The 26,031-nt window shown below is 45.4% G+C and carries 14 protein-coding genes, 1 tRNA gene and 2 pseudogenes; 12 read left to right on the forward strand and 5 right to left on the reverse strand.

The window, feature by feature from the left end:
* The first annotated feature begins 211 nt into the window (after positions 1 to 211).
* From ABT997_RS04895 to ABT997_RS04900, 3 genes and pseudogenes are all read left to right on the forward strand, one after another.
* Positions 212 to 1,147: a metal ABC transporter solute-binding protein, Zn/Mn family gene (locus tag ABT997_RS04895; protein ID WP_350018883.1), complete on the forward strand. Its 936-nt coding sequence runs from the start codon at positions 212 to 214 to the stop codon at positions 1,145 to 1,147.
* An 8-nt stretch (positions 1,148 to 1,155) separates the two neighbouring features.
* Positions 1,156 to 1,933, forward strand: a pseudogene (locus ABT997_RS09815) (pneumococcal-type histidine triad protein); the annotation flags it as partial.
* Between the two features lie 152 nt (positions 1,934 to 2,085).
* A pseudogene (locus tag ABT997_RS04900) lies at positions 2,086 to 4,213 on the forward strand (pneumococcal-type histidine triad protein); the annotation flags it as partial.
* A gap of 478 nt (positions 4,214 to 4,691) precedes the next feature.
* On the opposite strand, the gene ABT997_RS04905 reads toward ABT997_RS04900, so the two are convergent.
* Positions 4,692 to 5,567, reverse strand: coding sequence for an RluA family pseudouridine synthase (locus ABT997_RS04905; protein ID WP_350018885.1), 876 nt, complete (start codon positions 5,565 to 5,567; stop codon positions 4,692 to 4,694).
* A 184-nt stretch (positions 5,568 to 5,751) separates the two neighbouring features.
* Here ABT997_RS04905 and pbp2a point away from each other — a divergent pair, with 184 nt between their 5' ends.
* Positions 5,752 to 7,983, forward strand: a complete 2,232-nt coding sequence (gene pbp2a / locus ABT997_RS04910) for a penicillin-binding protein PBP2A (protein WP_223363404.1) — start codon at positions 5,752 to 5,754, stop codon at positions 7,981 to 7,983.
* Positions 7,984 to 8,314: 331 nt separating this feature from the next.
* On the opposite strand, the gene ypfJ is transcribed toward pbp2a, so the two are convergent.
* On the reverse strand, positions 8,315 to 9,235 hold the full coding sequence (gene ypfJ / locus ABT997_RS04915; RefSeq protein ID WP_350018886.1) for a KPN_02809 family neutral zinc metallopeptidase: 921 nt from the start codon (positions 9,233 to 9,235) through the stop codon (positions 8,315 to 8,317).
* A 126-nt stretch (positions 9,236 to 9,361) separates the two neighbouring features.
* On the opposite strand from ypfJ, the gene rpmG reads away from it, so the two are divergent.
* The 3 genes from rpmG to nusG all read left to right on the forward strand — a co-directional run bounded on the left by rpmG (position 9,362) and on the right by nusG (position 10,422).
* Complete coding sequence (gene rpmG, locus ABT997_RS04920; protein ID WP_006595433.1) at positions 9,362 to 9,514, forward strand: 50S ribosomal protein L33; 153 nt, start codon at positions 9,362 to 9,364, stop codon at positions 9,512 to 9,514.
* Between the two features lie 9 nt (positions 9,515 to 9,523).
* Positions 9,524 to 9,700 (forward strand): preprotein translocase subunit SecE, encoded by a 177-nt coding sequence (secE, locus tag ABT997_RS04925; protein ID WP_006595434.1) that lies wholly within the window; start codon positions 9,524 to 9,526, stop codon positions 9,698 to 9,700.
* Between the two features lie 185 nt (positions 9,701 to 9,885).
* Positions 9,886 to 10,422, forward strand: a complete 537-nt coding sequence (nusG, locus tag ABT997_RS04930) for a transcription termination/antitermination protein NusG (RefSeq protein WP_006595435.1) — start codon at positions 9,886 to 9,888, stop codon at positions 10,420 to 10,422.
* An 88-nt stretch (positions 10,423 to 10,510) separates the two neighbouring features.
* Here nusG and ABT997_RS04935 read toward each other — a convergent pair whose 3' ends face one another.
* Both ABT997_RS04935 and ABT997_RS04940 read right to left on the reverse strand, forming a co-directional pair.
* The gene (locus ABT997_RS04935; protein WP_350018887.1) at positions 10,511 to 11,230 is read right to left on the reverse strand and encodes a hypothetical protein; all 720 of its coding nucleotides are present in this window, start codon (positions 11,228 to 11,230) and stop codon (positions 10,511 to 10,513) included.
* A 119-nt stretch (positions 11,231 to 11,349) separates the two neighbouring features.
* Positions 11,350 to 11,420: transfer RNA gene (locus ABT997_RS04940), tRNA-Cys, on the reverse strand.
* 312 nt (positions 11,421 to 11,732) lie between these two features.
* On the opposite strand from ABT997_RS04940, the gene rpsB reads away from it, so the two are divergent.
* Positions 11,733 to 12,515 (forward strand): 30S ribosomal protein S2, encoded by a 783-nt coding sequence (rpsB, locus tag ABT997_RS04945; RefSeq protein WP_042507486.1) that lies wholly within the window; start codon positions 11,733 to 11,735, stop codon positions 12,513 to 12,515.
* 78 nt (positions 12,516 to 12,593) lie between these two features.
* On the forward strand, positions 12,594 to 13,634 hold the full coding sequence (tsf, locus tag ABT997_RS04950) for a translation elongation factor Ts (protein WP_350018888.1): 1,041 nt from the start codon (positions 12,594 to 12,596) through the stop codon (positions 13,632 to 13,634).
* 232 nt (positions 13,635 to 13,866) lie between these two features.
* Here tsf and ABT997_RS04955 read toward each other — a convergent pair whose 3' ends face one another.
* On the reverse strand, positions 13,867 to 14,337 hold the full coding sequence (locus ABT997_RS04955; RefSeq protein ID WP_350018889.1) for a COG2426 family protein: 471 nt from the start codon (positions 14,335 to 14,337) through the stop codon (positions 13,867 to 13,869).
* 393 nt (positions 14,338 to 14,730) lie between these two features.
* Here ABT997_RS04955 and ABT997_RS04960 point away from each other — a divergent pair, with 393 nt between their 5' ends.
* The 3 genes from ABT997_RS04960 to ABT997_RS04970 all read left to right on the forward strand — a co-directional run bounded on the left by ABT997_RS04960 (position 14,731) and on the right by ABT997_RS04970 (position 26,027).
* Entirely contained in the window at positions 14,731 to 21,537 is a 6,807-nt protein-coding gene (locus ABT997_RS04960; RefSeq protein WP_350018890.1) for an Ig-like domain-containing protein, read from the forward strand.
* A 106-nt stretch (positions 21,538 to 21,643) separates the two neighbouring features.
* Positions 21,644 to 25,339, forward strand: a complete 3,696-nt coding sequence (locus tag ABT997_RS04965; RefSeq protein ID WP_350018891.1) for an alpha-L-fucosidase — start codon at positions 21,644 to 21,646, stop codon at positions 25,337 to 25,339.
* Between the two features lie 229 nt (positions 25,340 to 25,568).
* Complete coding sequence (locus ABT997_RS04970; protein WP_006597009.1) at positions 25,569 to 26,027, forward strand: CtsR family transcriptional regulator; 459 nt, start codon at positions 25,569 to 25,571, stop codon at positions 26,025 to 26,027.
* The last annotated feature ends 4 nt before the right edge of the window (positions 26,028 to 26,031 follow it).

Below are 26,031 nucleotides of genomic sequence, written 5' to 3' on the forward strand. Positions count from 1 at the left end.
CAGATGATAAAGCAAATAATTTTAAAAATACAACAAAAAGACAAACGCCAAAAATGACGTTTGTCTACGTTCTGAGAGGCCCTTAGGGGCCTCTTTTTTCTGTGTGATAAAAAATACAAAAAAATTCTTGACAAACTAAAAAATTAACGTTATCATTAACTAGTTAATTAACTATTTAATAAACCGATTAAGAAAAGAGAAGGGATTATAGATGTTTTGGAGGAAACTAAGGGCATTAGGAATTGGATTCGTCTTCCTTTTGTTGCTAGTGGCTTGTGGGAGTCAGAGGAGTTCGGGAGCTGGCTCAACTAAAAAGGGGCTCAAAATTGTGACGAGTTTTTATCCTGTCTATTCCTTGGTGAAGGAAATCTCAGGTGATCGAAACGAGGTCTGGATGGTTCAGTCAGGTGCGGGGATTCATGATTACGAACCTTCGGCCAAGGAGACAGCCCAGATCTATGATGCGGATGTCTTCGTCTACCATTCTCAAACACTCGAATCTTGGGCCGGACGTCTAGATCCTAGCTTGCAAGACTCGAAACTGCGGGTCATCGAAGCCAGCAAAGGAATGGAATTGGATAAGGTTGCTGGATTAGAGGATATTGAGGATACGGAAGGGAAGGATACAAAACACTTGTATGACCCTCATACTTGGATGGATCCACTGAAAATTGCCGAAGAAGGTAAGATCATCGCCCAAGAGTTGGGAAACATTGACCCAGATAACAAAAGTTATTATGAGGCCAATGCCCAAAAGCTTGAAAAACGCTGTGAGGATTTGGTGGCAAAATACCAGCCTCTCTTTGAAAAAGTGACACAAAAAACCTTCGTGACCCAGCATACAGCCTTTTCTTATCTAGCCAAGCGCTTTGGCTTGAAACAATTAGGAATCGCAGGGATTTCACCTGAGCAGGAACCAACAGCCCGTCAATTAGCGGAGATTCAGCAGTTTGTCAAGGACTACCAAGTTCATACCATCTTTGTTGAGAAGCATACCTCTTCCAAGGTGGCTGATAGCATTGCCAAGGCGACAGGGGCAAAAGTGAAGGTTTTGGATCCTCTCGAAGCAGATCCAGAAGATAACAAAGATTTCTTGGAGAATCTAGAAGAAAATATGGCTAGCCTAGCCAAAGAATTACAGGAGTAAGTAGAAGAATGAAGAAAAAAGGAACAATCGGATTAGTAGCAACCCTAGGTCTGGGTTTATGTGCCTACGCTTTAAGTCAGCAAGCACCAGTCAAGGAAGACAAAAAGAATCAGAACCAGGTGCAGTATTTACAAGGAGACAAGAAAAAGTCAGCTAGCAGCTCAAACAAGCAGGAAGAAAGCATTGAAACCGTCAACTCGAAGGAAAAGACCCAGGCAGAGCAGATTGTGGTCAAGATTACTGACGAGGGCTTTGTGACTTCCCATGGAGATCATTTCCATTACTACAATGGCAAGGTCCCTTACGATGCGATATTTAGTGAGGAACTGATATTACGTGATCCCACTTACCAACTGCAGCAATCGGATATTGTCACACAGGTGCGAGATGGCTATATTATCAAGAAGGATGGGACCTACTACCTTTATCTAACCGATCCGCAACATACACTGAATGTTCGTTCAGTGGAGGAAATTGCCCAACAGAAAAAAGGAGAGCTGGTTTCAGCTTCGAAAGATAGTGTCCAAAAAGCTGGGCAAACTCGTGATTTTAGTCAGCCAAGTCAGGCTTTACGAGAAGGGAAAACAGTAGCTAGTCTAACAGCAGGAGTCAAGCCTAGCCAAGGTGGCTACCGGACAGATGACGGCTATGTCTTCCATCCTGGGGATGTAATTTCTGATACAGGAGATGGCTTTATCGTGCCTCATGGGGGACACTACCACTATATTCCGAAGAGTGCCTTATCAGCTGGAGAATTATATGCTGCCTTAGCGGTTTTAAATGGAGGAGGAAAAAATGAAGTAAATCCTATTGCTCCACCTTCTAGCCAGCTAGCTTCATCGGTTAATCCGAATCAGCCAATCTCAGACCCGGTCACTCCAACGATTACAGCTTCTGTGCCTCATCCAACAGCAACTAATAAGGGGGGGAGCTTGCCGAGCCTTTTGGAAGAGTTGCAAAAAACTCCGCTTTCAGAGCGCCATGTTGAGTCGGATGGTTCTGTTTTTGATCCAAGTAAGATTACCAAATGGACAGATCAAGGGGTAGTTTATCCTCATGGGGATCATTTCCATTTCATCCCTTATAGTCTCCTTTCGCCTTTAGAGCGGGAGTTGGCACGACAGTTCCAACTATCCCGTACACAAGGTGGAAATATCGCAAAAGAAGAGAGTCCAACTCAACCTTCAAGCCCAGACACAAAACCAGTCGATCAGGACCACGACCATGAGAAGGAGGATCCTCATCACAAGCATGACCATGAGGACCATGAAGCTGATCATGACCATCATCATGAAGGCGAACAGGCCCATGAGCACGATCATGGATTCCATGCAGATCATGTCATCAGCAAGGATGCCGAGGGCTATATGGTCGCTCACGGAGACCATGCTCATTACTTCTACAAGAAGGATCTCTCTCCACAAGAAATCGCAGCTGCAGAGGCAGTGTTGGCTGGTAAGAAGGAAGAGGACAAGGGTCAACCACTGACAGATGATGTGGCTACCTATTCGCGCGATGCTTCGGATGAAGAAAAAATTCAGTACATTAGCCAGACTTACGGCGTCCCTCGGGAAGCTATCAAGATTTCCAATGGTTTCTTTGTCTTTAACAATCCAGACCAAGAATACGATCCAACCCATATCCACCCTTATGCAGTACGGAAGGAGCATGTTCGGATTCCGCTTGAAACAGGAAATCCTGAGCTAGACTTTATCAATGAGCTTTATGCAACAGCACTTCGCTCTGGTATTTCACCATATACGATGCAAATCGAGAATGGTCAATTTGTCATTCCGCATGGAGACCATAACCACTATATCAAGGTGCGCTCAGCAGGCTTGGCGGACTATCTGGCTCACCGTCTACCGACCATCCAATCAGCTTACCAGAAAGGTGACTTGGACCAGAAAGCTGTAGAGGACAAGGTCAACCAACTCCTGGCAGAAAGTCGGACTTTGTACGCATCCGATCCTCTGCAACAAAGACGGATTGAGTTGAACTTGGGTCAATTCTTAGAAACTGTTAAAAACTTCCCAAGCAATTCAACAGCAGGCTACTTGGCTAGTCTTGACCAAGTTGACAAGGAATATATCCACGCGACCCAGGAAGTCAAACCGAAAGAAGAAACGGCCTTGGACCGTCGCTACCAGGAATTATTGGAGCAGGTTCGCTTGCTAGATACCGAAGCCTTCCAACTCAAGAAAGAAAGCCTGGTTTCTCAGTTGCAGGAAGCCTATACGGCCAAGGATAGCCAACGATTGGAGCAAGAAGGAAAATTGTTGCAGGCCATTCAAGAGATGCAAGATCGGACCGGTGTGACTTCGGTGGACTACCTCAAGTATTTCTACCAAAGTTTAAGTGATGCGCGCTTGACACCAGAATTGCGGGCGACAGCAGCGGACCTTGCTTTGAAGCTTTACCGGGCTCAAGCCTTTGAAGAAGCTTGGGACTCAAAAGCCCATTTCATGGAACTCTACCAAGCCAAGAAAGCCATTGACCAACTAGTGTCTCAGGAAAATGCTCCAACCTATCCAATTGAAAAAACAGTTCTGGATCAAAAGGGAGCAGATGCTCCGTCCTATAACCTAGCTGTTTACGACTTCCTCAAGGGGGTCTATGGCGACCTGGATGAAAAGACAGAGTCTCGTCAACGCTCTAATCTCCTGACAGCCCTTATCGATCAAATCTCCTCTCTTTTGCCACAAGTAGAAGAAAGCAAACGTCCTGCTTTTGAAGAACGTTTGGAACAGGTGCGCCAAGAGCCAGATGCTGATAAGGCTTTGACAACTGGGAAAACTCTTTTGCGTGAAGTTGGTGAAACGATTGAACAACAAAAGCAAAAGAAAACAGAAGAACCTCAACTTGGAGACGTAGCTCTCTATCAAGAGATTTATAACCAGTTGATCGCTCTCCACCAACAATTGGCCGAAAAAGGAGCCAGTGATGCTCAGTTTGAACGCTTAGAAGCCCTCTTTGATCAACTAGCTGATCCGAAGAGCGACAAGAAAGCCTTGTTACAGGCGATCCAAGCCCTTCGAGATGATTTGCTAGCGGCTCCATCGACAGCAGTGACAGTGGAAGCAGACGAAGCAACCCCAGCCCCTCAAAGTCCTGCCACGAGCGATTCTAATCTGAATAAGGAAGAAACTTCAGATCCTGCTCAGACTCCATCTCCAGAGTCAGAAAACACAGAAGTTAGCCCAGCCGCAAGTGAAGAAACGACGGACTAGGACCTATGTAGAAATAGCAAAAAAACACAGAATCAATTTGATTCTGTGTTTTTAGATGTAGATAAAATCTTCCGAAAAACTTTCCTTAGGTGAGTACGGACGTCAGCGAACTTCTAAGAAGTTCCATGACTAATTATTGAGCCTAAGGTCTCAATAATTCCGAGTGCTAGATACACTATTGTTTCTAGCACTTTTCTCACAGCGGAAAGTTTTTAATCTTCTTAAATGGCAAAATAAGTCATTTTTTGAAAATCAACTAGCTGTTTTTTGATTACTCTGTAAGGTAATCGATTAGGAGCACCACTCGCTTGGCTCTATGGAGATGTCTGCTCTTTTAATCCTTTTTCAAAACTTGCAGAAGGAGCCTCAACTTGGATTTTTTCTAAGGTAAAGGGGTGGGTGAGTCGCAAGCGGTGGGCATGGAGCATGAGACGAGGAGCTCTTTCTGGGTTGTAGAGAGGGTCTCCCACGATTGGATGGCCATGGTGAGAGAGGTGGACGCGGATCTGGTGGGTGCGACCTGTCTGGAGCTGGCAGTTGACCAAGCTGGTACGTTTGAAAGTCTTTAAGCCGGTCACATGGGTTTCCGCATAGAGGCCCTTTCGAGGATCAACAATGCGTTTGCGTCGATCGTGGCGATCTCGTCCTAATTTGTCCTTATAAACCAGCTGCTTTTTGGGTAAGTTGCCTAGGATTAAGGCCCAATAGTCTCGTTGGATTTTCTTGTCTTCTAGCAGTCGATTCAGGACGGGTAAAACAAAAGGATTCTTGGCAAAGACAAGAGCCCCACTGGTCTCCTTGTCCAAGCGATGAACCACATAACAGGTCTTTCCGACATAAGTAGAGACATGGTTGAGAAGGGCGATTTCATCTGGTTGATTGGCGTGCGTTTTCATGCCTTCGGGCTTGTTTACGATGATGAGGTGCTCATCTTCATAGAGGGTTTCGACCAGGCTAGCATCCCCTGCTAGGAGCTCCTTTTCTTCATAATCTTCCGGATCAAAGGTGAGGGTGAGTTGGTCACCAGCCTGAAGCATCGATTGCCAATGGACAGTCTCCCCATTGACTTGGACATGTTTTTTTGTTCGCAAAAAATGACGAATCTTTCGTGGGATGAGAAAATAATCTTCAAGGGCCTCTTTGACCGTCATCGTGGGTAAGGCGCTTGGTATCGTTATCGTATAATGCATAGTGTTATTGTATCAGAAAGCAAGAGGAAAGAAAAGGTGAGAAGGAGGAAGGGGAAGGGGGGGAACGAGACGCTGAAACCCGCCCTAGAGTAGACTAGATAGCAACCTTAAAGAAAGCTAAAAGTATTCTTTCTTGCGAAGGTCTTTCTTGTCTAGACGTTAGGAAGGTGATAAAATAGGGACTATGAACAAATTAAAAGAATTAATGGAGGGAATGATTCGTCATTTCCAACGAGAAAAAAACCCAAGGAAGATTGCGGAAGAGGTTGAGTTATCAACGGACGGGGAGGAGCAAGCTCCGACCTATAGCCGCTCGGACAAGTCACGGAGAAAATCTCACTCCCAACATCCAATCAGACGCTTTTGGCGCAAGTATCACTTGACCAAGATCTTCCTACTGATTGGCCTGACCTTTAGTCTCATTGTTGGAGGTTATCTTTTTTACATAGCCAAGACAACCAATGTAGCAGATCTGCAAAATGCCCTCAAGGCGACTACGATCATCTATGATAAAGATGGGAACCAAGCAGGTAGCCTAACGGGGCAAAAAGGGACCTACGTTGAGTTAGATGCCATTAGCGAAAACTTGCAAAATGCAGTTGTTGCGACGGAAGACCGGAGTTTCTACAAAAATAGTGGGATTAACTACGGTCGTTTCTTCCTGGCGATTTTGACTGCCGGTCGCTCTGGTGGGGGATCGACGATTACCCAACAGTTAGCCAAAAATGCCTATCTTTCTCAGGATCAGACGGTTGAGCGGAAGGCCAAGGAGTTCTTCCTAGCCCTCGAGATTAACAAAAAATATAGTAAGAAAGAAATCCTGACCATGTACCTCAATAATGCCTATTTTGGGAATGGGATTTGGGGGATTGAAGATGCTTCTAAGAAGTATTTCGGTGTATCCGCTAGTGAGTTGACTTTGGATCAGTCAGCTGTCCTTGCCGGTATGCTCAAGGGGCCAGAAATTTATAATCCACTTTATTCTGTCGAGAATGCGACCAATCGTCGTAATACGGTCCTACAAAATATGGTCGCAGCTGGTTATATCGATCAAGCCACAGCAGATCAATCCGCCGCAGTCGACATTCATGGCCAACTGATTGATGCCTATGAAGGCAAGTCAGAAGATTATCGCTACCCGTCCTATTTTGATGCGGTTATCAATGAGGCTGTCAACGAATATGGTCTAACAGAAGAAGATATCATCAAGAATGGTTACCGGATCTACACAGAGATGGACCAGAATTACCAAGCCAGCATGCAGGTCATCTACGACAATGTAGATCTCTTCCCAGTTGCCGAAGATGGCACGCGGGCAGAATCTGGTAGTGTAGCCCTGGATCCTAAGACCGGAGGAGTGCGGGCGATCGTTGGGCGCGTGGCTAGTGACCAAGATGTTGGCTTCCGAAGCTATAACTATGCGACTCAATCTGCGAGAAGTCCTGGTTCTACCATTAAACCTCTCGTCGTGTATAGTCCAGCTGTTGCCAACGGCTGGTCGACCAACAAAGAATTGGACAATACGACTAAGGTCTACGGTAGTTATACAGTCGATAACTACGGCGGCATTCAAGGTAGCCCGACTGTCCCTATGTACCAAGCCTTGGCAGAATCTCTCAATCTTCCAGCAGTCGCTACAGCCAATGAGTTAGGGCTTAATACGGTCTTTGATTACGGGACAAAATTTGGTCTCAATATGGACAAGGTGGACAGATCTCTCGGAGTTGCCCTCGGATCTGGTGTGACGACCAATCCCCTTCAGATGGCTCAGGCCTATGGAACCTTTGCCAACGATGGAGTGATGAACGATGCCCATCTCATTACGAAGATTGAAAATGCTAGCGGTCAGGTGGTGAAAAGTCACAGCCAGAAATCGAAACGAGTGCTCAGCAGTTCAGCTAATAAGAAGATGACTAATATGATGTTAGGAACCTTTACCAATGGAACGGGTGTCAATGCAGCACCATATGGTTATACCATGGCTGGTAAAACAGGAACGACTGAAACGGACTTCAACCCCGATCTTTCCGGAGACCAGTGGGTCATCGGCTACACGCCAGATGTGGTCATTAGTCAGTGGCTAGGCTTCCCTAAGACGGATGAAACCCACTATTTGACAGGGACCAGTGCAGAGACAGCCTCAGTGATCTTCCGAAATGTAGCCAATAGCGTCCTTCCTTATACAGAAGGAACTAGCTTTGACAATGAGAAAAATTCTTACCAGGAAAATGGCATTGCCCCTGTCGGTCAAGAAACAGAAACAGAGAGTCCAGAAGAGGACAAGGGCTTCTTTGATACGGTCAAAGAACGCGCTGCAGGTATCGTAGACGATGCCAAAAAAGCCATCGATGAAGCAGATATTCCTGGAAAAGCACAAAATGCCTGGGATACTTTCAAAGGTTGGTTTGGATTCTAAAAATAGATGCTTAAAAGATGGGAAGATTCTTTCCATTCACAGTCTTCTTAGAAACTTTCCTTAGGTGAGTACGGACGTCAGCGAACTTCGAAGAAGTTCCATGACTAATTATTGAGCCTAAGGTCTCAATAATTCCGAGTGCTTGAAACGTAATGTTTCAAGCACTTTTCTCAAGGCGGAAAGTTTCGAGATTGAGTTGAATAATTTCATAAAATAGAAATCATCTTTATTTATTGAACACTCCCAGCCATTATAAAGCTTAGATCGCTGTAGATAAAGTAACAAAAAAGCCTTCAGATGATGACCTGAAAGGCTTTTGGTTTTAGGGTTGTTACAAGTCTTCGTCAGAGACGCTGAAGGTATCTCCGTGCTCAAAATCACCATATTGGTAACCACGTTTGAACCAGCGCATGCGTTGTTCAGAAGTCCCGTGGGTGAAGCTATCAGGGACGGAGTAGCCATAGGCTTGTTCTTGAAGGGTATCATCTCCCACGGCATGGGCAGCATTGAGCGCTTCTTCGATATCTCCTGTCTCCATGAGGCCTTGTTCTTCAATGTAGCGAGCCCACATACCTGCATAGTAGTCAGCTTGAAGTTCCAAACGGACATTGAGGGCATTTTTTTCTGTCTCGCTTTTCCCTCGGATGGCTTTCTGGTAACTCTGAAGAGTCCCCAATTCGTTTTGGATGTGGTGGCCGACTTCGTGAGCGATGACATAAGCCATAGCAAAATCTCCACTAGCCTTGTATTTGGTGGTCAACTCTTTGTAGAAACTGATGTCCAAATAGATCTTTTGGTCTGTCGGACAGTAGAAGGGGCCGGCAGATGCTTGGCCTACGCCACAGCCAGTTCGAGTTTGACCCGTATAGAAAACCAAGGTTGGCTTATGATAGGTTCGGCCTTCATTTTGGAAGGTTTGCCCCCAGAAATCCTCAGTAGTTCCAAGGACTTGACTGACGAATTTGCTATCTCCGTCACTCACCTGGGTATTGCTTTGGCGCGTGACTTGTCCTGAGTTATAGTTCTGCGTACTTTGACCTTGGTCAAAGAGCCCGCTTAATCCAGCTCCGCCGCTCAAAAAGATGAGGACCAGGATCAAGATTAGTTTACTCTTGAAGCTTCCAGGTGAGAGGAGGATTTGTAAAATACCACCCCCTAAATTCCCACCAGAGCGGCCAGATGAGTAGCTTCCGCCACTTTGCCCGCGACGGTCTTCAATGTTTTTACTTTCTTTCAGATGATCGCTTTTCATAATTTCTCCTTTATCTCCTATATTGTACCAAATCGTAGAGAAAAGCCAAACAAAATGCGCTTCCAGAGAGCAGAAGAACTTGTCAAATAGTAGAAAACTTGCTATAATGGTATGAATGGAGGCGTTATGGCATTAAAAAAAGCAAGTCTAGCGTGTACGGTTTGTGGGTCACGCAACTACTCAATCAAGTTGAGTGCGACGCCAAAACCAAAACGTCTAGAAGTTAACAAGTTTTGTAAACATTGTAGCAAATATACAATTCATAAAGAAACCAGATAGGAGAATGTTGTGAAATTTTTTAAAGATATTTTTGTCTTGCTAAAAAACACGACTTGGCCAAATCGCAAGGAAAGATGGAAAAACTTTATCTCCGTGATTGAGTACACCGCTTTTTTTGTAGCTTTGATTTATTTATTTGACCAAGTAGTGGCTAAAGGTATTTTGAAGCTAATCGATATGTTCTAAAAAAGAAACAAATTTGCGTCCTCAGTGGATGCTTTTTTTCTTATCTTGCTGAAGAAAAACAAGAGAAACTGCTTTGCTTTCTCCGGTTTTATGTTATAATGGAGCTAGGAAAACAAGAGCCAGAAGGCTTTTTTTAGTATCGTGATGAAACGATGGACCTCTGGTAGATAAGAAAGGAAACAAAAATGGATAGTTTTGACAAAGGCTGGTTTGTCCTACAGACCTACTCAGGATATGAAAACAAAGTGAAGGAAAACCTTCTTCAACGCGCACAAACATATAACATGTTGGAAAACATCTTGCGTGTAGAAATCCCTACTCAAACTGTGCAAATCGAGAAGAACGGGAAAACAAAAGAAATCGAAGAAAATCGCTTCCCTGGTTATGTCTTAGTAGAAATGGTCATGACTGATGAAGCTTGGTTTGTTGTTCGGAATACACCAAACGTAACAGGATTTGTTGGATCACACGGGAACCGTTCAAAACCAACTCCACTTTTGGAAGACGAGATTCGTAACATCTTGATTTCGATGGGACAAACAGTTCAAGATTTCAACATTGATGTGAAGGTGGGAGATACTGTACGCATCATCGATGGTGCCTTTGCAGACTACACTGGTAAGATCACAGAAATCGATAACAACAAGGTGAAAATGATTATCACCATGTTTGGAAATGACACTGTGGCAGAAGTCAACCTCAATCAAATTGCAGAATTGTAAGGAATGAAAAAGGGGCCTTCCCCCTTGATACAAAGAAATCCTCCAAGACGCTGGTCTTGGAGGATTTGTGTTTGTTGAGAAGGGATTCTTATGCAGGCTCAGAGACTTGGAAGACTGTTTCTTTGTCAAAACCGACAGAGTAGTCCTTCCCGTCTTCACCTTTCCAAGTAAAGATAGTCGCGTAGCCAAAGACGAAAACAGTTTCTGGACGGCCGTGTTTTTCAATGACTTCTTTAGCTGTCATTCCAGGTTGAATATCCTTGAGATTCGTAACCTTTTTAGAGTTAGGCAAGGTGGCAATTTTGTTAGTAGCTTGGCCTTTTTCATTAAAACTAATCATGATACCACTGCCCTCCCCATGCCAGTAACCACTATTATCAGAAGTGGAATCAGTAGGGCCTAACTTGCTGATGGCTTCATCTTTTGTAGTAGGAGCAAGGGCTTCATTCCCGACGAGGATTTCCACTTTAATCTCTTTGAAGGCAGCCCATTTTGGCATTTCAGGGATATCCCCGATAGCTTCCAGTGATTCTCCTTGGTCCATCAAGCTCATTGTATAGTTAGGATCCTCGCGCGTGTTAGAGTCTGAAGAACTATGAGAATGATCATCGTCGAAGCCTGATGAAAAATCCTTTTTGCTGGATGACTTTTTAGAGTATGAACTTCTAGAACTCTTAGAGCTTTTAGAGGTTTTTTTAGAGCTGCTCACAAGAGGTTTTCTTTGGTGAGTCTCTTCTTGTGCTGGTTGGCAAGCAGCGAGCATGGCCAAAGAGAGGATGCTGAGAGCATATAAGGTAACTTTTTTCATAATATCGTTTCCTTTCATGAATGGAAAACACGATCACTGACAAAGCGGCGAAAGTGAGATTCCATCAAGCTGATGTATCAAAAAAGCCCATTGCTGGGCTCATTGATATTTGTTTGTGAAGGCGGTAGACGGATTTGAACCGACGATCAAGCTTTTGCAGAGCCGTGCCTTACCACTTGGCTATACCGCCACAACATATTCTATTTTATCTTAAAAATCAGATAAGGTCAAGAAAAAATTTCAGACAAAAGGCCAATGAAAGGGAAAGAATGAGAATCGTGGAGAAAAAATAAGGGAAGGAGGAAGGTCCTGAAGAAAAGCAGGAAAAGTCTAGGAATTTCTCTCAAATGACTTGCAAAAAGCTTCTAAATCTGCTATACTGATAAAGTTGCGTAAAGCAATAAATACTCATCTCGGAACCATTGTGGCACCGTTGCCCTTGTGGTCGTGTTGCAAGCTGACGTCTGGGAGAGGAGAAAAAAACAAAAAGGAGAATTTACTCATGGCAGTAATTTCAATGAAACAACTTCTTGAGGCTGGTGTACACTTTGGTCACCAAACTCGTCGCTGGAACCCTAAGATGGCTAAGTACATCTTCACTGAGCGTAACGGAATCCACGTTATCGACTTGCAACAAACAGTAAAATACGCTGACCAAGCATATGACTTCATGCGTGATGCTGCTGCAAACGACGCAGTTGTATTGTTTGTTGGTACTAAGAAACAAGCTGCTGAAGCTGTTGCTGAAGAAGCTGTTCGTTCAGGTCAATACTACATCAACCACCGTTGGTTGGGTGGTACCCTTACTAACTGGGGAACAATCCAAAAACGTATCGCTCGTTTGAAAGAAATCAAACGCATGGAAGAAGAAGGAATCTTCGACGTTCTTCCTAAGAAAGAAGTTGCACTTCTTAACAAACAACGCGCTCGTCTTGAAAAATTCTTGGGTGGTATCGAAGATATGCCTCGTATCCCAGACGTAATGTACGTTGTTGACCCACACAAAGAGCAAATCGCTGTTAAAGAAGCTAAGAAATTGGGTATCCCAGTTGTAGCGATGGTCGACACAAACACTGATCCAGACGATATCGATGTAATCATCCCAGCAAACGATGATGCTATCCGCGCTGTTAAATTGATCACTGCGAAAATGGCTGACGCTGTTATCGAAGGACGTCAAGGTGAAGATGCAGTTGCATCAGTTGAAGCTGAATTGGCAGCAACTGAAACTCAAGCAGATTCAATCGAAGAAATCGTTGAAGTTGTAGAAGGCGACAACGCTTAATTATCACAATCGTAATTACCTAGGAGGGCGGGGCTTAGCCCGGCTCTCCTATTTTTAAAAAAATATAGGAGAATCAAAATGGCAGAAATTACAGCTAAACTTGTTAAAGAGTTGCGTGAAAAATCTGGTGCTGGTGTCATGGACGCTAAGAAAGCCTTGGTTGAGGTTGAGGGTGACATCGAAAAAGCAATCGAATTGCTTCGCGAAAAAGGTATGGCTAAGGCAGCTAAGAAAGCTGACCGTGTTGCCGCTGAAGGTTTGACTGGTGTTTATGTGAACGGTAACGTTGCAGCAGTAGTTGAAGTAAATGCTGAAACTGACTTCGTTGCGAAAAACGCTCAGTTCGTTGAATTGGTAAACGAAACAGCGAAAGTCATCGCTGAAGGTAAACCAGCTAACAACGAAGAAGCTCTTGCTTTGACAATGCCTTCAGGTGAAACTCTTGAAGCAGCGTACGTATCTGCAACAGCTACAATCGGAGAAAAAATCTCATTCCGTCGTTTTGCTTTGCTTGAAAAAACAGATGCACAACACTTCGGTGCATACCAACACAACGGTGGACGTATCGGTGTTATCTCTGTTGTCGAAGGTGGAGACGAAGCACTTGCTAAACAAATTTCAATGCACATCGCTGCAATGAAACCAACTGTTCTTTCATACAAAGAATTGGATGAGCAATTCGTGAAAGATGAGTTGGCACAATTGAACCACGTGATCGACCAAGACAACGAAAGCCGTGCAATGGTTGGTAAACCAGCTCTTCCACACTTGAAGTATGGTTCTAAAGCTCAATTGACTGACGAAGTGGTTGCTCAAGCTGAAGAAGATATCAAAGCTGAATTGGCAGCTGAAGGTAAACCAGAAAAAATCTGGGATAAAATCATCCCAGGTAAAATGGATCGCTTCTTCTTGGACAACACGAAAGTTGACCAAGCCTATACTCTTCTTGCACAAGTTTACATCATGGATGACAGCAAGACAGTGGAAGCTTACCTTGAATCAGTAAATGCTTCAGTTGTTGAATTCGTTCGCTTTGAAGTTGGTGAAGGTATTGAAAAAGCTTCAAATGATTTTGAAGCAGAAGTTGCAGCAACAATGGCAGCAGCTCTTAACAACTAAGAATAAAAAAAGAGGTTTCGATGGAAACCTCTTTTTTGCAAGAAGAAAAGAGAGTGGGACAGAAATCGGTCATTCGTTAGAATTCGATTTCGTCGTCCCACCTCCTCACAGTTGAGTAGGGCTGTAAAAGCTGATGAAATCAGCGTAGTAGAGCCCACTCAAACACTGCGTCTTGCTTGACAATCCAAAGACAATTGAGAGGCTAGGACTTTTGTCCCAGCCTCTTTGGGTATTAATGCGCAAAGGTATCGAGTCCAAAGAGGAGCGAGAGGGTTCCCATGATAAGCCCTGCTAGAATGACTCCCAGCATGACTGCTAGGACGCTCCGTTTGAAGTCCCAGTCTAGAATAGAGGCGGCGAGGGTACCAGTCCAGGCTCCAGTTCCTGGCAAGGGAATGCCGACGAAGAGGAGTAGGGCCCAAAAGATTCCCTTATCTCCTGCAGCTTCTTCCAATTTTTGACCTCCACGATGGCCCTTGTTGAGACACCAAGTAAAGAAATTCCCAATCACAGGTTTTTCTTTTCCCCACTCCAGGATATGGCGAGCGAAAAAGAAGATAATAGGGACAGGAAGCATGTTTCCAATCACCCCAATCAAAAGAGCTTGCCAGAGAGGAATTCCGCTAGAGATAGCATAGGGAACAGCTCCACGAAGTTCTACCAGAGGGATCATAGAGATTAAAAAAGTAATAATGTAGTTCATGTGGTATCCTTTCAATTCATCCTTTTCATTCTACCTTATCTCCGCTGGAATGACAACTATTTCAGACAGGAGAATCCCTTTTTAGGGCATAGAAAAAATCAAACAGGATATAGAGGAGGTCTTGAATCTTTTATACTGAATGATGGTCGTCAGCACTATCTTCTTTATCAATTTCTTGTATATGAAAGAGATTTATTCTCTGCACAATCCTATTTTATGCTTATAAGAATCAGTTCGACAAAGTATAGTTCTTTTAGTACAAACTATATATTCTTTGCCTGTTCTCTTGTTAAAGGCTCAACTTTTGGTATAGTTAAAATGTAGAGTTTCTTTATTTGCAAACGCATTTTAGAAAGCGCTTACATTTTAAAAAATCCCAATAGGAGGTTAAATATGGGAAAGTCTTTTTTTGAAAAGCGCAGTGTATTTAGTATTCGCAAGCTCGCGGTTGGAGCTTGTTCTGTTTTAATCGGTGTATCTTTTTTTGGAGCTCCATCAGTATTGGCAGAAGAAGAAGGAAGAGCTGTAACAGAAGAGGAGATGACGTCCACAAGGGAAGCGTCAGAGGTAACGAATGGAGAGGTTGTGACAAGTGATAAAGCTTCAACAACCTTAGAGGCGCCTGCTGTCATTACTCCTGAAAGAAATGAGAGCGAAGTCGAACAGCCACAGGTGGAACCTCAAACAAGTGAACGTTCTGCTGGGGCTACTGAAGAGGCTACGAAAGATCAAAAACAGGTAGCGGAGGACATGGTGCAAGATCGCGAACGAGACTTTAACAAGGACTGGTATTTCAAATTAAATGCAGCTCCTGGTGCAGAAGGTCGCCAGGTGGATGTTAAAAACTGGAAAAAATTAGATTTACCCCACGATTGGTCAATCTTCTTTGACTTCGATCACAACTCTCCAGCTCAAAATGAAGGGGGACAATTAAACGGTGGGGATGCTTGGTATCGCAAGACCTTCCGTTTGGAAGACAAGGACCTCGATAAGAAGGTGCGTTTGGAATTTGGTGGAGTATACATGGATTCGAAAGTCTATGTAAATGGGCAATTTGTTGGTCATTATCCAAATGGCTACAATGCTTTTTCTTATGATATTACTCCTTATTTGAATGCGGATGGAAGTGAAAACACCATCGCGGTTCATGTAGTCAACCAACAACCAAGTAGTCGTTGGTATTCTGGAAGTGGGATCTATCGTGATGTTAAACTCAGTGTGACGGACAAGGTTCATGTGGCTAAGTATGGGACCACCATCACGAGTTCAAAATTAGAAGAACAACAGAATGGGGCAGTCGATACTCTTGTGAAGAGTCGTATTGTCAACCAAGATGATCAAGCCCACAGTATTTATGCAGAATACGAAATCGTCGATCAAAATGGTCAAGTGGTCAGTGAAAAGGTACGTAGTGAAGTTCAATCCATTTTGGCTGGTCAAGAGATCAACTTGTCTCATACTCTTCATGTTGAAAAACCGACCCTCTGGGATGTGAAGACCAATAACCCAGCCCTCTATACGCTGTATACGCGGGTCTATCGGGATTCGCAGTTGGTCGATGTGCAAAAGGAACGCTTTGGCTACCGCTATCTGAATTGGACACCAGAAGGGGGCTTCTTCCTTAACGGAGTGGCTACGAAATTCCACGGTGTTTCCCTTCACCATGACCATGGGGCTCTCGGAGCTGAGGAAAATTACAAGGCTGAATACCGCCGCCTCAAACAGATGAAGGACATGGGAGTCAATGCCATCCGGACGACCCACAACCCAGCCAGTGAACAAACCTTGCAAATTGCGGCCGAGTTGGGCTTGATGGTCCAAGAAGAAGCCTTTGATACTTGGTATGGTGGTAAGAAACAATACGATTACGGTCGATTCTTTGAAAAGGATGCAACGCATCCAGAAGCTCGTAAAGGGGATAAGTGGTCTGACTATGACCTTCGAACCATGGTAGAGCGAGGCAAGAACAATCCTTCTATTGTGATGTGGTCAATCGGTAACGAAATCGGTGAGGCAGATGGATCTGATAAGTCTGTCGCAACCGTTCGTCGTCTCGTCAAGACCATCAAGGAAGTGGACGCAACTCGCTATGTCACCATGGGAGCTGATAAATTCCGCTTTGGTGATGGATCAGGAGGGCATGAAAAGGTAGCGGCAGAGCTCGATGCAGTTGGATTTAACTATTCAGAGGCCAACTATGAAAGCCTACGAGCTAAACACCCAAACTGGCTCATTTATGGTTCTGAAACCTCTTCTGCGACGCGGACACGGGGCTCTTACTACCACCCTGAAAGAGAATGGGTCGGAAGCAACCAAGAAGATCGCCACTATGAACAATCAGACTACGGCAATGACCGGGTTGGTTGGGGTCGGACAGCGACAGCCTCTTGGACCTTTGACCGCGATCATGCCGGCTATGCAGGTCAATTTATCTGGACAGGTACAGACTATATTGGTGAGCCAACACCATGGCACAACCAAAATGATACACCTGTGAAAAGTTCTTATTTCGGTATCGTGGATACTGCCGGCCTTCCGAAGAATGATTTTTACCTTTACCAAAGTCAATGGTTGTCAGCTGAGAAACATCCAATGGTCCATCTCTTACCACATTGGAACTGGGAAAATCCAGAATTGGCCAATCGTGTCATGGATGAAGAAGGTCGGATACCTGTTCGTTCCTTCTCTAATGCCCACAGTGTGGAATTGATTGTCAATGGGGAATCACAAGGGGTGAAGACCTTTACCAAGAAGACCACTGCTGATGGCCGGACCTATCAGGAAGGGGCAAATCCGGATGAACTCTATCTAGAGTGGTTGGTTCCTTATGTACCAGGTAAAGTGGAAGCCATTGCCCGCAACGAAGCAGGGGAAGTGATTGCCCGCGATCAAATCGAAACGGCTGGGAAGCCAGCAGGTGTTCGTCTGCTAAAAGAAGAACACGCCATTGCGGCAGACGGTAAAGATTTGACCTATATTACCTATGAAATCGTTGATGAAGCAGGCCGTGTCGTGCCAACTGCCAATAATTTGGTGAATTTCCATCTGCATGGACAAGGTCAAATTGTCGGCGTCGACAACGGGGAACAAGCCAGCCGTGAACGTTACAAAGCACAGGAAGATGGCTCATGGCAACGTCGGGCCTTTAACGGCAAAGGGGTGGTGATTGTCAAATCAACTGAGCAAGCAGGATCCTTTACTCTTTATGCAGACTCAGATCGCTTGCAATCAGACCAAGTCAGCCTCTTTACAGGCAAGAAGGACCAGAAAGAACGCTCTATCTTGGGAGTAGAACCGGTTCGGACACAAGTTTACCTAGGTGAGGTACCTGAGCTTCCAAGTCACGTATCTGTCGTCTATAGTGATGGCAAGGCCCAAGAAGAAGCCGTTGAATGGGAAAGAGCAGACTATAGTCGGACTGGCCAAGTTCGTGTGACAGGTCATGTTCAAGGACGCACGGTCGAAGCTCTGGTTGATGTGATCGGCGTGGAGCAAGTCCTTCCAGTTATCAAACAAATCCCGCAGGGAGCAGACCTAGCGACAGTGGATAAGACTGTGCAATTGGTCTTCACAGATGGCCGAACAGTTAGCTATGAAGTTGATCAATGGACCTTGGAAGCTGGTCAAGAGGAGCAATTGTCTACACCAGGTGCTCGCTTGAAAGCTACAGGACTCCTAGGCAATGGGGAAGCAGTCCAAGCGACTCTGGTGGTTGCTGGTGGAACAGTCAGCAAGGCTAAGAAACCAACAGTACAGCTAGATGGGGTAGCCCTTCCAAAATTTGGCAGTGGCAACCATACTATTTTCCGTCCGCTGGCTTATGGTCAAGAGCCTGGTCAGGTCACAGCGAGTGCAGAAAATGCCCAAGTCACGGTCCTACAAGCTAATCGCGAAAATGGTTTGAGAGCTCAAATCTTTGTCACTGCTAAGGATACGGGAGCTGTACAGACCTATGCTGTGCAATTCCAAGAAGAAAGTCCACAAATCCAGCGTTTAGAATTGCGTCTGCCAGAAGGGCAAGAACTCAAGGAAGACCAAACGGTAACGCTTGATGTCTTGGCTCATTACCAAGATGGCAGTGTAGCTAGCCTCCAAGCAGATCAAATCGATGTGGCAACAGCAGCCGGTAGTCAAGGAAAAGCAGTCGCAAGCAAGAAAGGTTTGGAACTGCGGGAAGCAGGATTGGTTCATTTACAAGCTAACTTCCAAGGAAAAACAGGGGAATTAACCTTTACCATCACGCCAAATCCAGAAGAAAAGACAGTTGTCAAGGTGCGTCCTGTACGGATCAGCACCGATCGAAACGTTTTGCCAGCTCTTCCAGAGACAGTCTTGGTCGAGTATGATAAGGGATTCCCGAAAGAAAAACGCGTGACCTGGGATGCCGTAACAGCAGATCAAGTCAAGGATTACCATAACTTTACAGTCACAGGTCAGGTAGAGGGGGTGGAGAAAGAAGCCCAAGCCCAAGTCACAGTTGAAGGCATTATCGCTGTAGAAGAAGTCAGCACCACAACTCCAGTCGGTGAAAAACCAGCACTTCCAGAAAGCGTGCGGACCTATCACTCTAATGGCAAGACCTATGCTGCTAAGGTAGCCTGGGATGCGGTCGATCCACAACTCTTGGCCCAAGAAGGAGAAGTTGTTATCTCCGGTCGTGTAGAAGGAACCAACCTTCCAACCCGTCTTCATATCCGTGTTTCCGCAAACACAGTCAAGGGAGCCAACGTAGCAGAACAATGGACAGGCTCAGTCTTGCCACTTGCCTTTGCAAGTGACTCTAATGATGCAGATCCAGTTGCTAAGGTCAATGATAAGGTCATCTCCTTTACCGATGCTCCAGCTAACCGTTGGACCAACTGGGGCCGTGACAATGCGGAAGATTCTGTCGGTATCTTGTTTGGGGACTCTGGTATCTTGACCAAGCGTGCAGTGGATAACCTCCATGTTGGTTTCCACGAAGACCACGGTGTTGGGGCTCCAAGTGAATATGTGATTGAATACTATGTGGGTGAGCAAATCCCAGCAGTACCAAGCAATCCAAATCACGTCAAAGACGAAACAGACCATCCATTTAACAACCCATCTAACTGGAAAGAAGTCAGCAACCTAAGCGTTGACGAAGCAGTGACAGCTGGCAAGATGAATCATTTTAGTTTTGATAAAGTCGACACCTATGCCGTTCGGATCCGAATGAAGACACCAGAAGGCAAACGTGGAAGCTCTATTTCAGAGATTCAGGTATTTGCCAATAAGGTCGCAGCAGAAGAAAAGAGCCAGGTGACCATTCGTGTCAACGGTGAAGTTTTACCAGGAGTTAATCCAAGTGTGACCGATTACTACATCGATGCGCGTGATCGGGCTTATCCACAAGTGGAAGCGACAGCTAGCCATCACGGTCTTGCAACGGTTGTGCCAAGCGTCCATGAAGGTGAGCCAATCCGTGTCGTCCATAAAGCGGAAGATGGTACTATCTTACAAGAATACCGCCTCCATCTCACAAGTGATGCAGAAAAACTGCAACAAGCTGCCCCAGTAGCAGTAGAAGCAGGCAGACGTTTTGTGAAAGTCGGTCAAGATCTAGCTCTACCATCTACCGTAGGTGTCTACTTCAAAGGGGCTACAGGCTATGAACGCAAGGAACTGACGGTGGACTGGCAGGCTATCCCAGCTGGTGCACTTTCTCATGAAGGCAGCTTCACGTTAGAAGGAAAAGTCCTCGGCTATGATCTGACAGCACAGCTGATCGTCCGGGTGTCCGAAAAGACAGGAGAAATCCTCTCTGTGAACCGTGACTACAATGCAGAGGATACCAGAGCATTTGCTAGTGAAACCAACGATCTCGATCCAAATCAAATCGACTATATCGATTACATCAATGATGGTGGCTACAACGAGTACTACCGTTGGACCAACTGGAAGAGAGAGCCGGATCAAACCGAAGTGTTTGCCGGTCTCATTTTCAAGAAAAATGGTCAAGTAACAGAGCGCTTAGTCAATAAAGTAGCAGTCGATTTCTTTGCAGATCAGGAAACAGGTCTGCCAACCAAGACGGTTCTTGAACGCTACATCGGACCAGACTTTGATGTTCCGGATGATTATGGCAATCTGAAAAACCTTCCAGATCATCCATTTAACCAAGCCTCTAACTGGGAAGAAATTCCTTACAGATTGGATTATGCCTTTGAGCCTGGTTATATCTCTAACCTCAGCTTCAATGAAACCAGAACCAAAGCCATCCGTTTAAGAATGGTTCGTGATGAAAATCTTAAAGGTATCGGAATCATTGAATTGAGCGCCTATGCCCCAACGGAAGAGGCTCAGGCGACAACAGACGTCACCATTCAAGTGAATGGCAAAGACCTAGAAGGATTTAACCCAGATGTGACGGATTATCATCTAGAGTATGAGGGAGAACGTCCAATCGTTTCAGCACTTGGTAAGAATGGGGCAGCTGTTACAGTTGTTGATGCTAAAGGTTCTGATACACCTGCTCTTGTCAAGGTTGTCTCAGAAGATGGCAAGCTCGAAAAAGTATATCAACTTTCTCTATCCGCAAAAGCACCTACAGGCTCGGCCATTCCTGAAGAAGGGGTTAAGAATCTGGTTCATACGAAGCCAGAACTTATCATTGAGGCAGAGGAACTTGATTTTGCGCGTGAAGAACGTCCAAATGATAGCTTACCGAAAGGTGAGAAGAAGCTTGTGCAAGAAGGCCAAGCAGGACGCAAGCTCCATCTTGTAGAAGTATCACAAGAAAACGGTGTGGAAACACGTAAGGAAGTCGATGCTTTTGTCGAGGTGGAACCAGTAGCAGAGATCACAGAAGTCGGCACCAAGGAAGTTCCAACGGAAAATCCAAGTGACAAGCCAACGCCACAGCCACAACCACAACCAGAGCCACAACCGCTTCCGAGCCCAGAACGTCCTCATGTCTCAGAAAGACCAGAGCTAGCAGAAACTTCTAAGTCATCTGTTGGAGTGGAACCTGTCAGTCAGAAAGGAATCGTTTCAGAAGGGAAGGCAGTTGAGAAAATAGCTCAGGCGCCAGCAGTTTCGTCTGCTCTAGTTTCCGAAGATACATTACCAAATACAGGATCAGAAGAAAGCGTCGCAAGCCTCGTTGCAGGTCTCCTAGCAGCAGGACTTGCCGGTGCTGTGCTGGATGATAAGAAAAAAAGAGCCGATAAGGCCAAGTAAAAAAACTGGATAAACCAGTAAATATACGGTGAAAAGTTCACAGGTAACAGAAAGAGGATGGGGGGAGTCTCCACCCTCTTTACCTGATGACATAAAGGAATGGAATATGGGAAAAAGATTATTTGATAAGAGAAATCGATTTGGCATTCGCAAACTCTCAGTAGGGGTTTGCTCCGTAGTCGTAGCGACTTGTTTTTTAGGAGTCACTACCAGTTATGCAGAGGAACAAGCTGAGAGGAGTGAGACTCGTGAAGAACGAATCGACACAAGTGATGTCGAGCATCAAAGGGAGGAGGAAAAAATTGTGAAAGATCACCAAGAAGAATCAGAACATTCCTCAACCGTAACGAGTGAGAAAGAAAGCCGAGCAGTCAGCCAAGGGATAGAAGCAGCCCAACCAGCCACTTCTCTAGATGAGGAGCCTGAGATTGCGGATTACGGACCGCTTCCAAGCAAGGCCCAAATGCAATACCACCGCGAAGAACTAGCAGCCTTCATCCACTTTGGGATGAATACCTACTACGATCGTGAGTGGGGAGATGGGCAAGAAGATCCTTATTATTTCTATCCAGAACATCTGGATACCGATCAGTGGATCAAAACCCTGAAAGATGCTGGCTTCAAACGGACCATCATGGTCGTCAAGCACCACGATGGCTTCCTCTTGTACCCTTCTACATACACCGACCATACCATTGCCAAAAGTGGTTGGAAGGAAGGAAAAGGCGATGTCCTAGCCGAAGTTTCTGCTTCTGCCAGCAAGTATGACATGGATATGGGGGTCTACCTCTCCCCTTGGGATGCTCACAGCCCGCTCTACCATGTGGATACAGAGGACCAATACAACGAATACTATCTCAACCAGCTCAAAGAAATCCTTGAAGATCCAAAATATGGAAACAAGGGCAAGTTCGTGGAAGTCTGGATGGATGGAGCGCGTGGCGATGGGGCTCAAAAAGTCACCTATACCTTTGATAAGTGGTTTGATGCCATTCGTAAGGCCCAAGGAGATATTGCCATCTTCTCAGCTGAGCCCACCAATGTTCGTTGGATTGGAAATGAAAAGGGGATTGCCGGAGATCCAGTTTGGCATAAGGTCAATCCGGATAAGATTCGCAACAATCCATCCAACAGTTACCTCAATCACGGGGATCCAGAAGGGAAGCAATACTCAGTGGGAGAAGCCGATGTTTCCATTCGCTCCGGCTGGTTCTACCATGACAATCAAGAGCCTAAGTCCTTGCGCGAATTGATGGATATTTACTTCAAATCGGTCGGCCGTGGAACCCCGCTTTTGCTCAATATTCCACCGAATCAAGATGGGAAATTTGCGGATGCCGATGTAGCCCGTTTGAAAGAATTCCGCCAGACCTTGGATCAACTCTACAGCGTGGACTATGCGGCGGGCGCTTTGGTAGAAGCTGACTCGACACGGCGCAATTCTCATTACTCAGCCAGCCATTTGACGGATAGAGATGAGAAGACCAGTTGGGCACCTGCCGATGATGCCAAGACCGGATCTTTTGTCCTCGATCTTGGAAAAGAGCAACATTTTGATGTGGTAGAGCTCAAAGAAACCATCGAGAAAGGCCAACGGATTTCCGGTTTCACCATCGATGTAGCGGTGAATGGGCAATGGGTTCCTTTTGGGGCTGGGTCAACCGTTGGATACCGCCGTTTGATCAAAGGGCAACCAGTTGATAGTCGCTACCTCCGAGTGTCCATCACCGATGCCCAAGCCACTCCAATCTTGAACGGCGTCTCTGTCTATAAGACACCAGCTAGCATCGAAGAAACCGATGGCTACCCACTTGGCTTGGCCTATCATTCTGACCGGACTGCTGACCGGGCCAATAGCCAATGGAATGAAGAGGGAGAAGGTGTCCGAGGCACCTCTATGTGGACCAAGGAAAAGGGAGCTTCGGTAACCTATCAGTTCGAAGGCACCAAAGCCTATGTCGTCGCAACCGTAGACCCTGGTCATGGGGAAATGGATGTCTATGTCGATGGCCAAAAACTAGCGACGGTTAATACCCAAAGTCCAACCCGCAAACGCAGCCAAAAGGTCTATGAAACACCGGATTTGAAAGCAGGAGCCCATACTTTGACCTTAGTCAATAGCAAGGGAGATGCGATCGCAACGGAAGGGATTTATGCCCTCAATAACCAAGAAAAGGGTCTCTTTGAGTTTGCCCAGCCAACCCTAGCTGTTAAGAAAGGCGACCCAGCGCAAGTCGTCGTCAAGAGAAAAGGTGGCTCTAAAGGAAGTGCTAGTCTTAAATTAATCACAGAACCAGGAACAGGGGTTCATGGCAAGGTTTATAAAGATACCAATGTCACTCTCGAGTTTGCAGATGGAGAGACAGAAAAAACAGTCCAAGTCCCAACCCTTGATTTTGCAGGCAAGGCGACAGATGTCTATGACTTTAAGGTCAAATTGTTGCATCCGGATCAAGGAAGTCTGGTCGGCTTTATTCCAGAGCTGACAGTCCAAGTGATGAATGAGGACCTGCTTCCGGAAAATCGTAAAGAAGTGGATGACCAGGATCCAAAACTGCATTACAGTGAGGGTTGGCACCACGAGACAGACAATCAAAACTTCTCAAATGGCACAGAATCTTGGTCGAGTTTTAACCAAGTAACTGATGAAGAAGGAAAGAAACACATTGATGTGACCATCACCTTTAAGGGAACTGGTGTGGAGGTTCGAGGCGTGGTTGATCCAAGCCATGGTCTCTACAGCGTCACCCTGGACGGAAAAGAAATCGCCTTTGAAGAAGGGCGGGGGCATGATTATGAGATCGAAGGCGATCATTACTTCAGTGGCTACGGAGATCAACGCAAACTCGATCAGAGTTTGGTCAATCTGCAAGGCCTAGCAAAAGGCTACCACCAGCTACGCTTGCACCTGGATCCAGCCCTCAATGATCTTCAGTCATCTAGAGCTATCCAGGTAGACCGGTTTGTCCTATCAGGAAAAGATAGTCAGTTGCTCAGTCAAGAAGAGCTACAACAGATTATCAAAGAAGGAGTAGAAAAGATCAAGGCTACTTCTCTCGATCGCTTGAAAGCAGCCTTCAAACCGACTATTCAACATCAATTGACTGAATTGACTCAGTTGTTGAATCAAGAGCGACCAGATTTGGTTGCTGCAGCGAATCAAGTGGAAGCCCTTAAAACCATCTTAGAAGATGCTCACAATTATGAACCGTTGACGCAGACACGCCCAGACGAAGGTGTTCGGGATTTGATTCTTGAAAAGCCAGAACTGCTCATCGAAGCGGAGGAGATTCCATTTGAGAGTCAAACGCGTGAAAACAAGGACTTGGCCAAGGGCGAAAGCCGGATCCTTCAAGCAGGGAAGGTTGGACGCCGGTTGAAGTTAATCGAGGTTCGACAAGAAGAAGGCAAAGAAATTCGGACAGAAGTCGATGCCTTTGTCGAAGTAGAAGCCCAGGACCAGATAACAGAAGTCGGAACAGGAGTGGTAGAAGAAAATCCAATTACTCCGGATGTGCCACTACCAACAAGTCCAAGTGAAGACTCACAAGAAACGAAACCGTTGCTTCCGCTAGAAGACAAAAAAGAAAGTGGAATTTCTCGGATATTGACACCGACGGCGCTAAATGCGACTCCTCTTTCTCCTGTGTCTACATCAGAAGCCGTAAATCCAGACACTGTGCAGTCGAAAGAAAAACTGCCACAGACAGGATCAGAGAAGGCAAGTTTCTTAGCTTGGATCGGACTTCTCGGCTTAGGTTTCTTAGGCGGAAGAGCAAAATTCGCTCGTCGGAAATCCTAATGCCCCTTCTATAAGAGGTTAGCAATCGCTAGCCTCTTTTTTGTTCCTTCTAACTATCAGTAAGGGGGCTTCAGATTCTATCTCGACGTAGTCTTTGCTTTATTTACAGGCGTAAAAATTGTATAATAGTCAGATAAGGTCAATAATGACATCGTGGATGATGAGACCATTTTTTACCCTCTGAAGAGCAGAGAGCTCATCTAGAATGAAGACGTCAGAAAGGAGCATCATGGCAAGTAAAAATACATCAGATAGCATTGAGGCCTATATCAAGTCGCTACTGGCCCAAGCAGGAATCGCAGAGCTCAAGAGAAGCGAATTAGCGGATGTTTTCCAAGTTGTTCCTAGTCAAATCAATTATGTGATCAAGACCCGCTTCACCGAAAGTCGAGGCTACATCGTAGAGAGCAAGCGTGGAGGTGGGGGATATATCCGGATTGGCAAGATTCAATTTTCAGACCAACACCAGATGCTAAAAGAGCTTGGCGCAAGTATCGGAGAACAAATCAGTCAGACTGTCTTTTGCGATATCCTCCAGATGCTATTTGAAGAAAAACTCCTTACAAATAGAGAAGCAGAGCTCTTGTCAGTGACGACAACAGACGAGGTTCTGGGAAGTGAAGCCCATCGCTTACGAGCCAATATCCTACGAAAAATTATCCAACAAGTCGATAGAAAGGGAATGTAATCTC

This window comes from Streptococcus australis (assembly GCF_040226615.1).
Taxonomy (GTDB): Bacteria; Bacillota; Bacilli; order Lactobacillales; family Streptococcaceae; genus Streptococcus; species Streptococcus australis_E.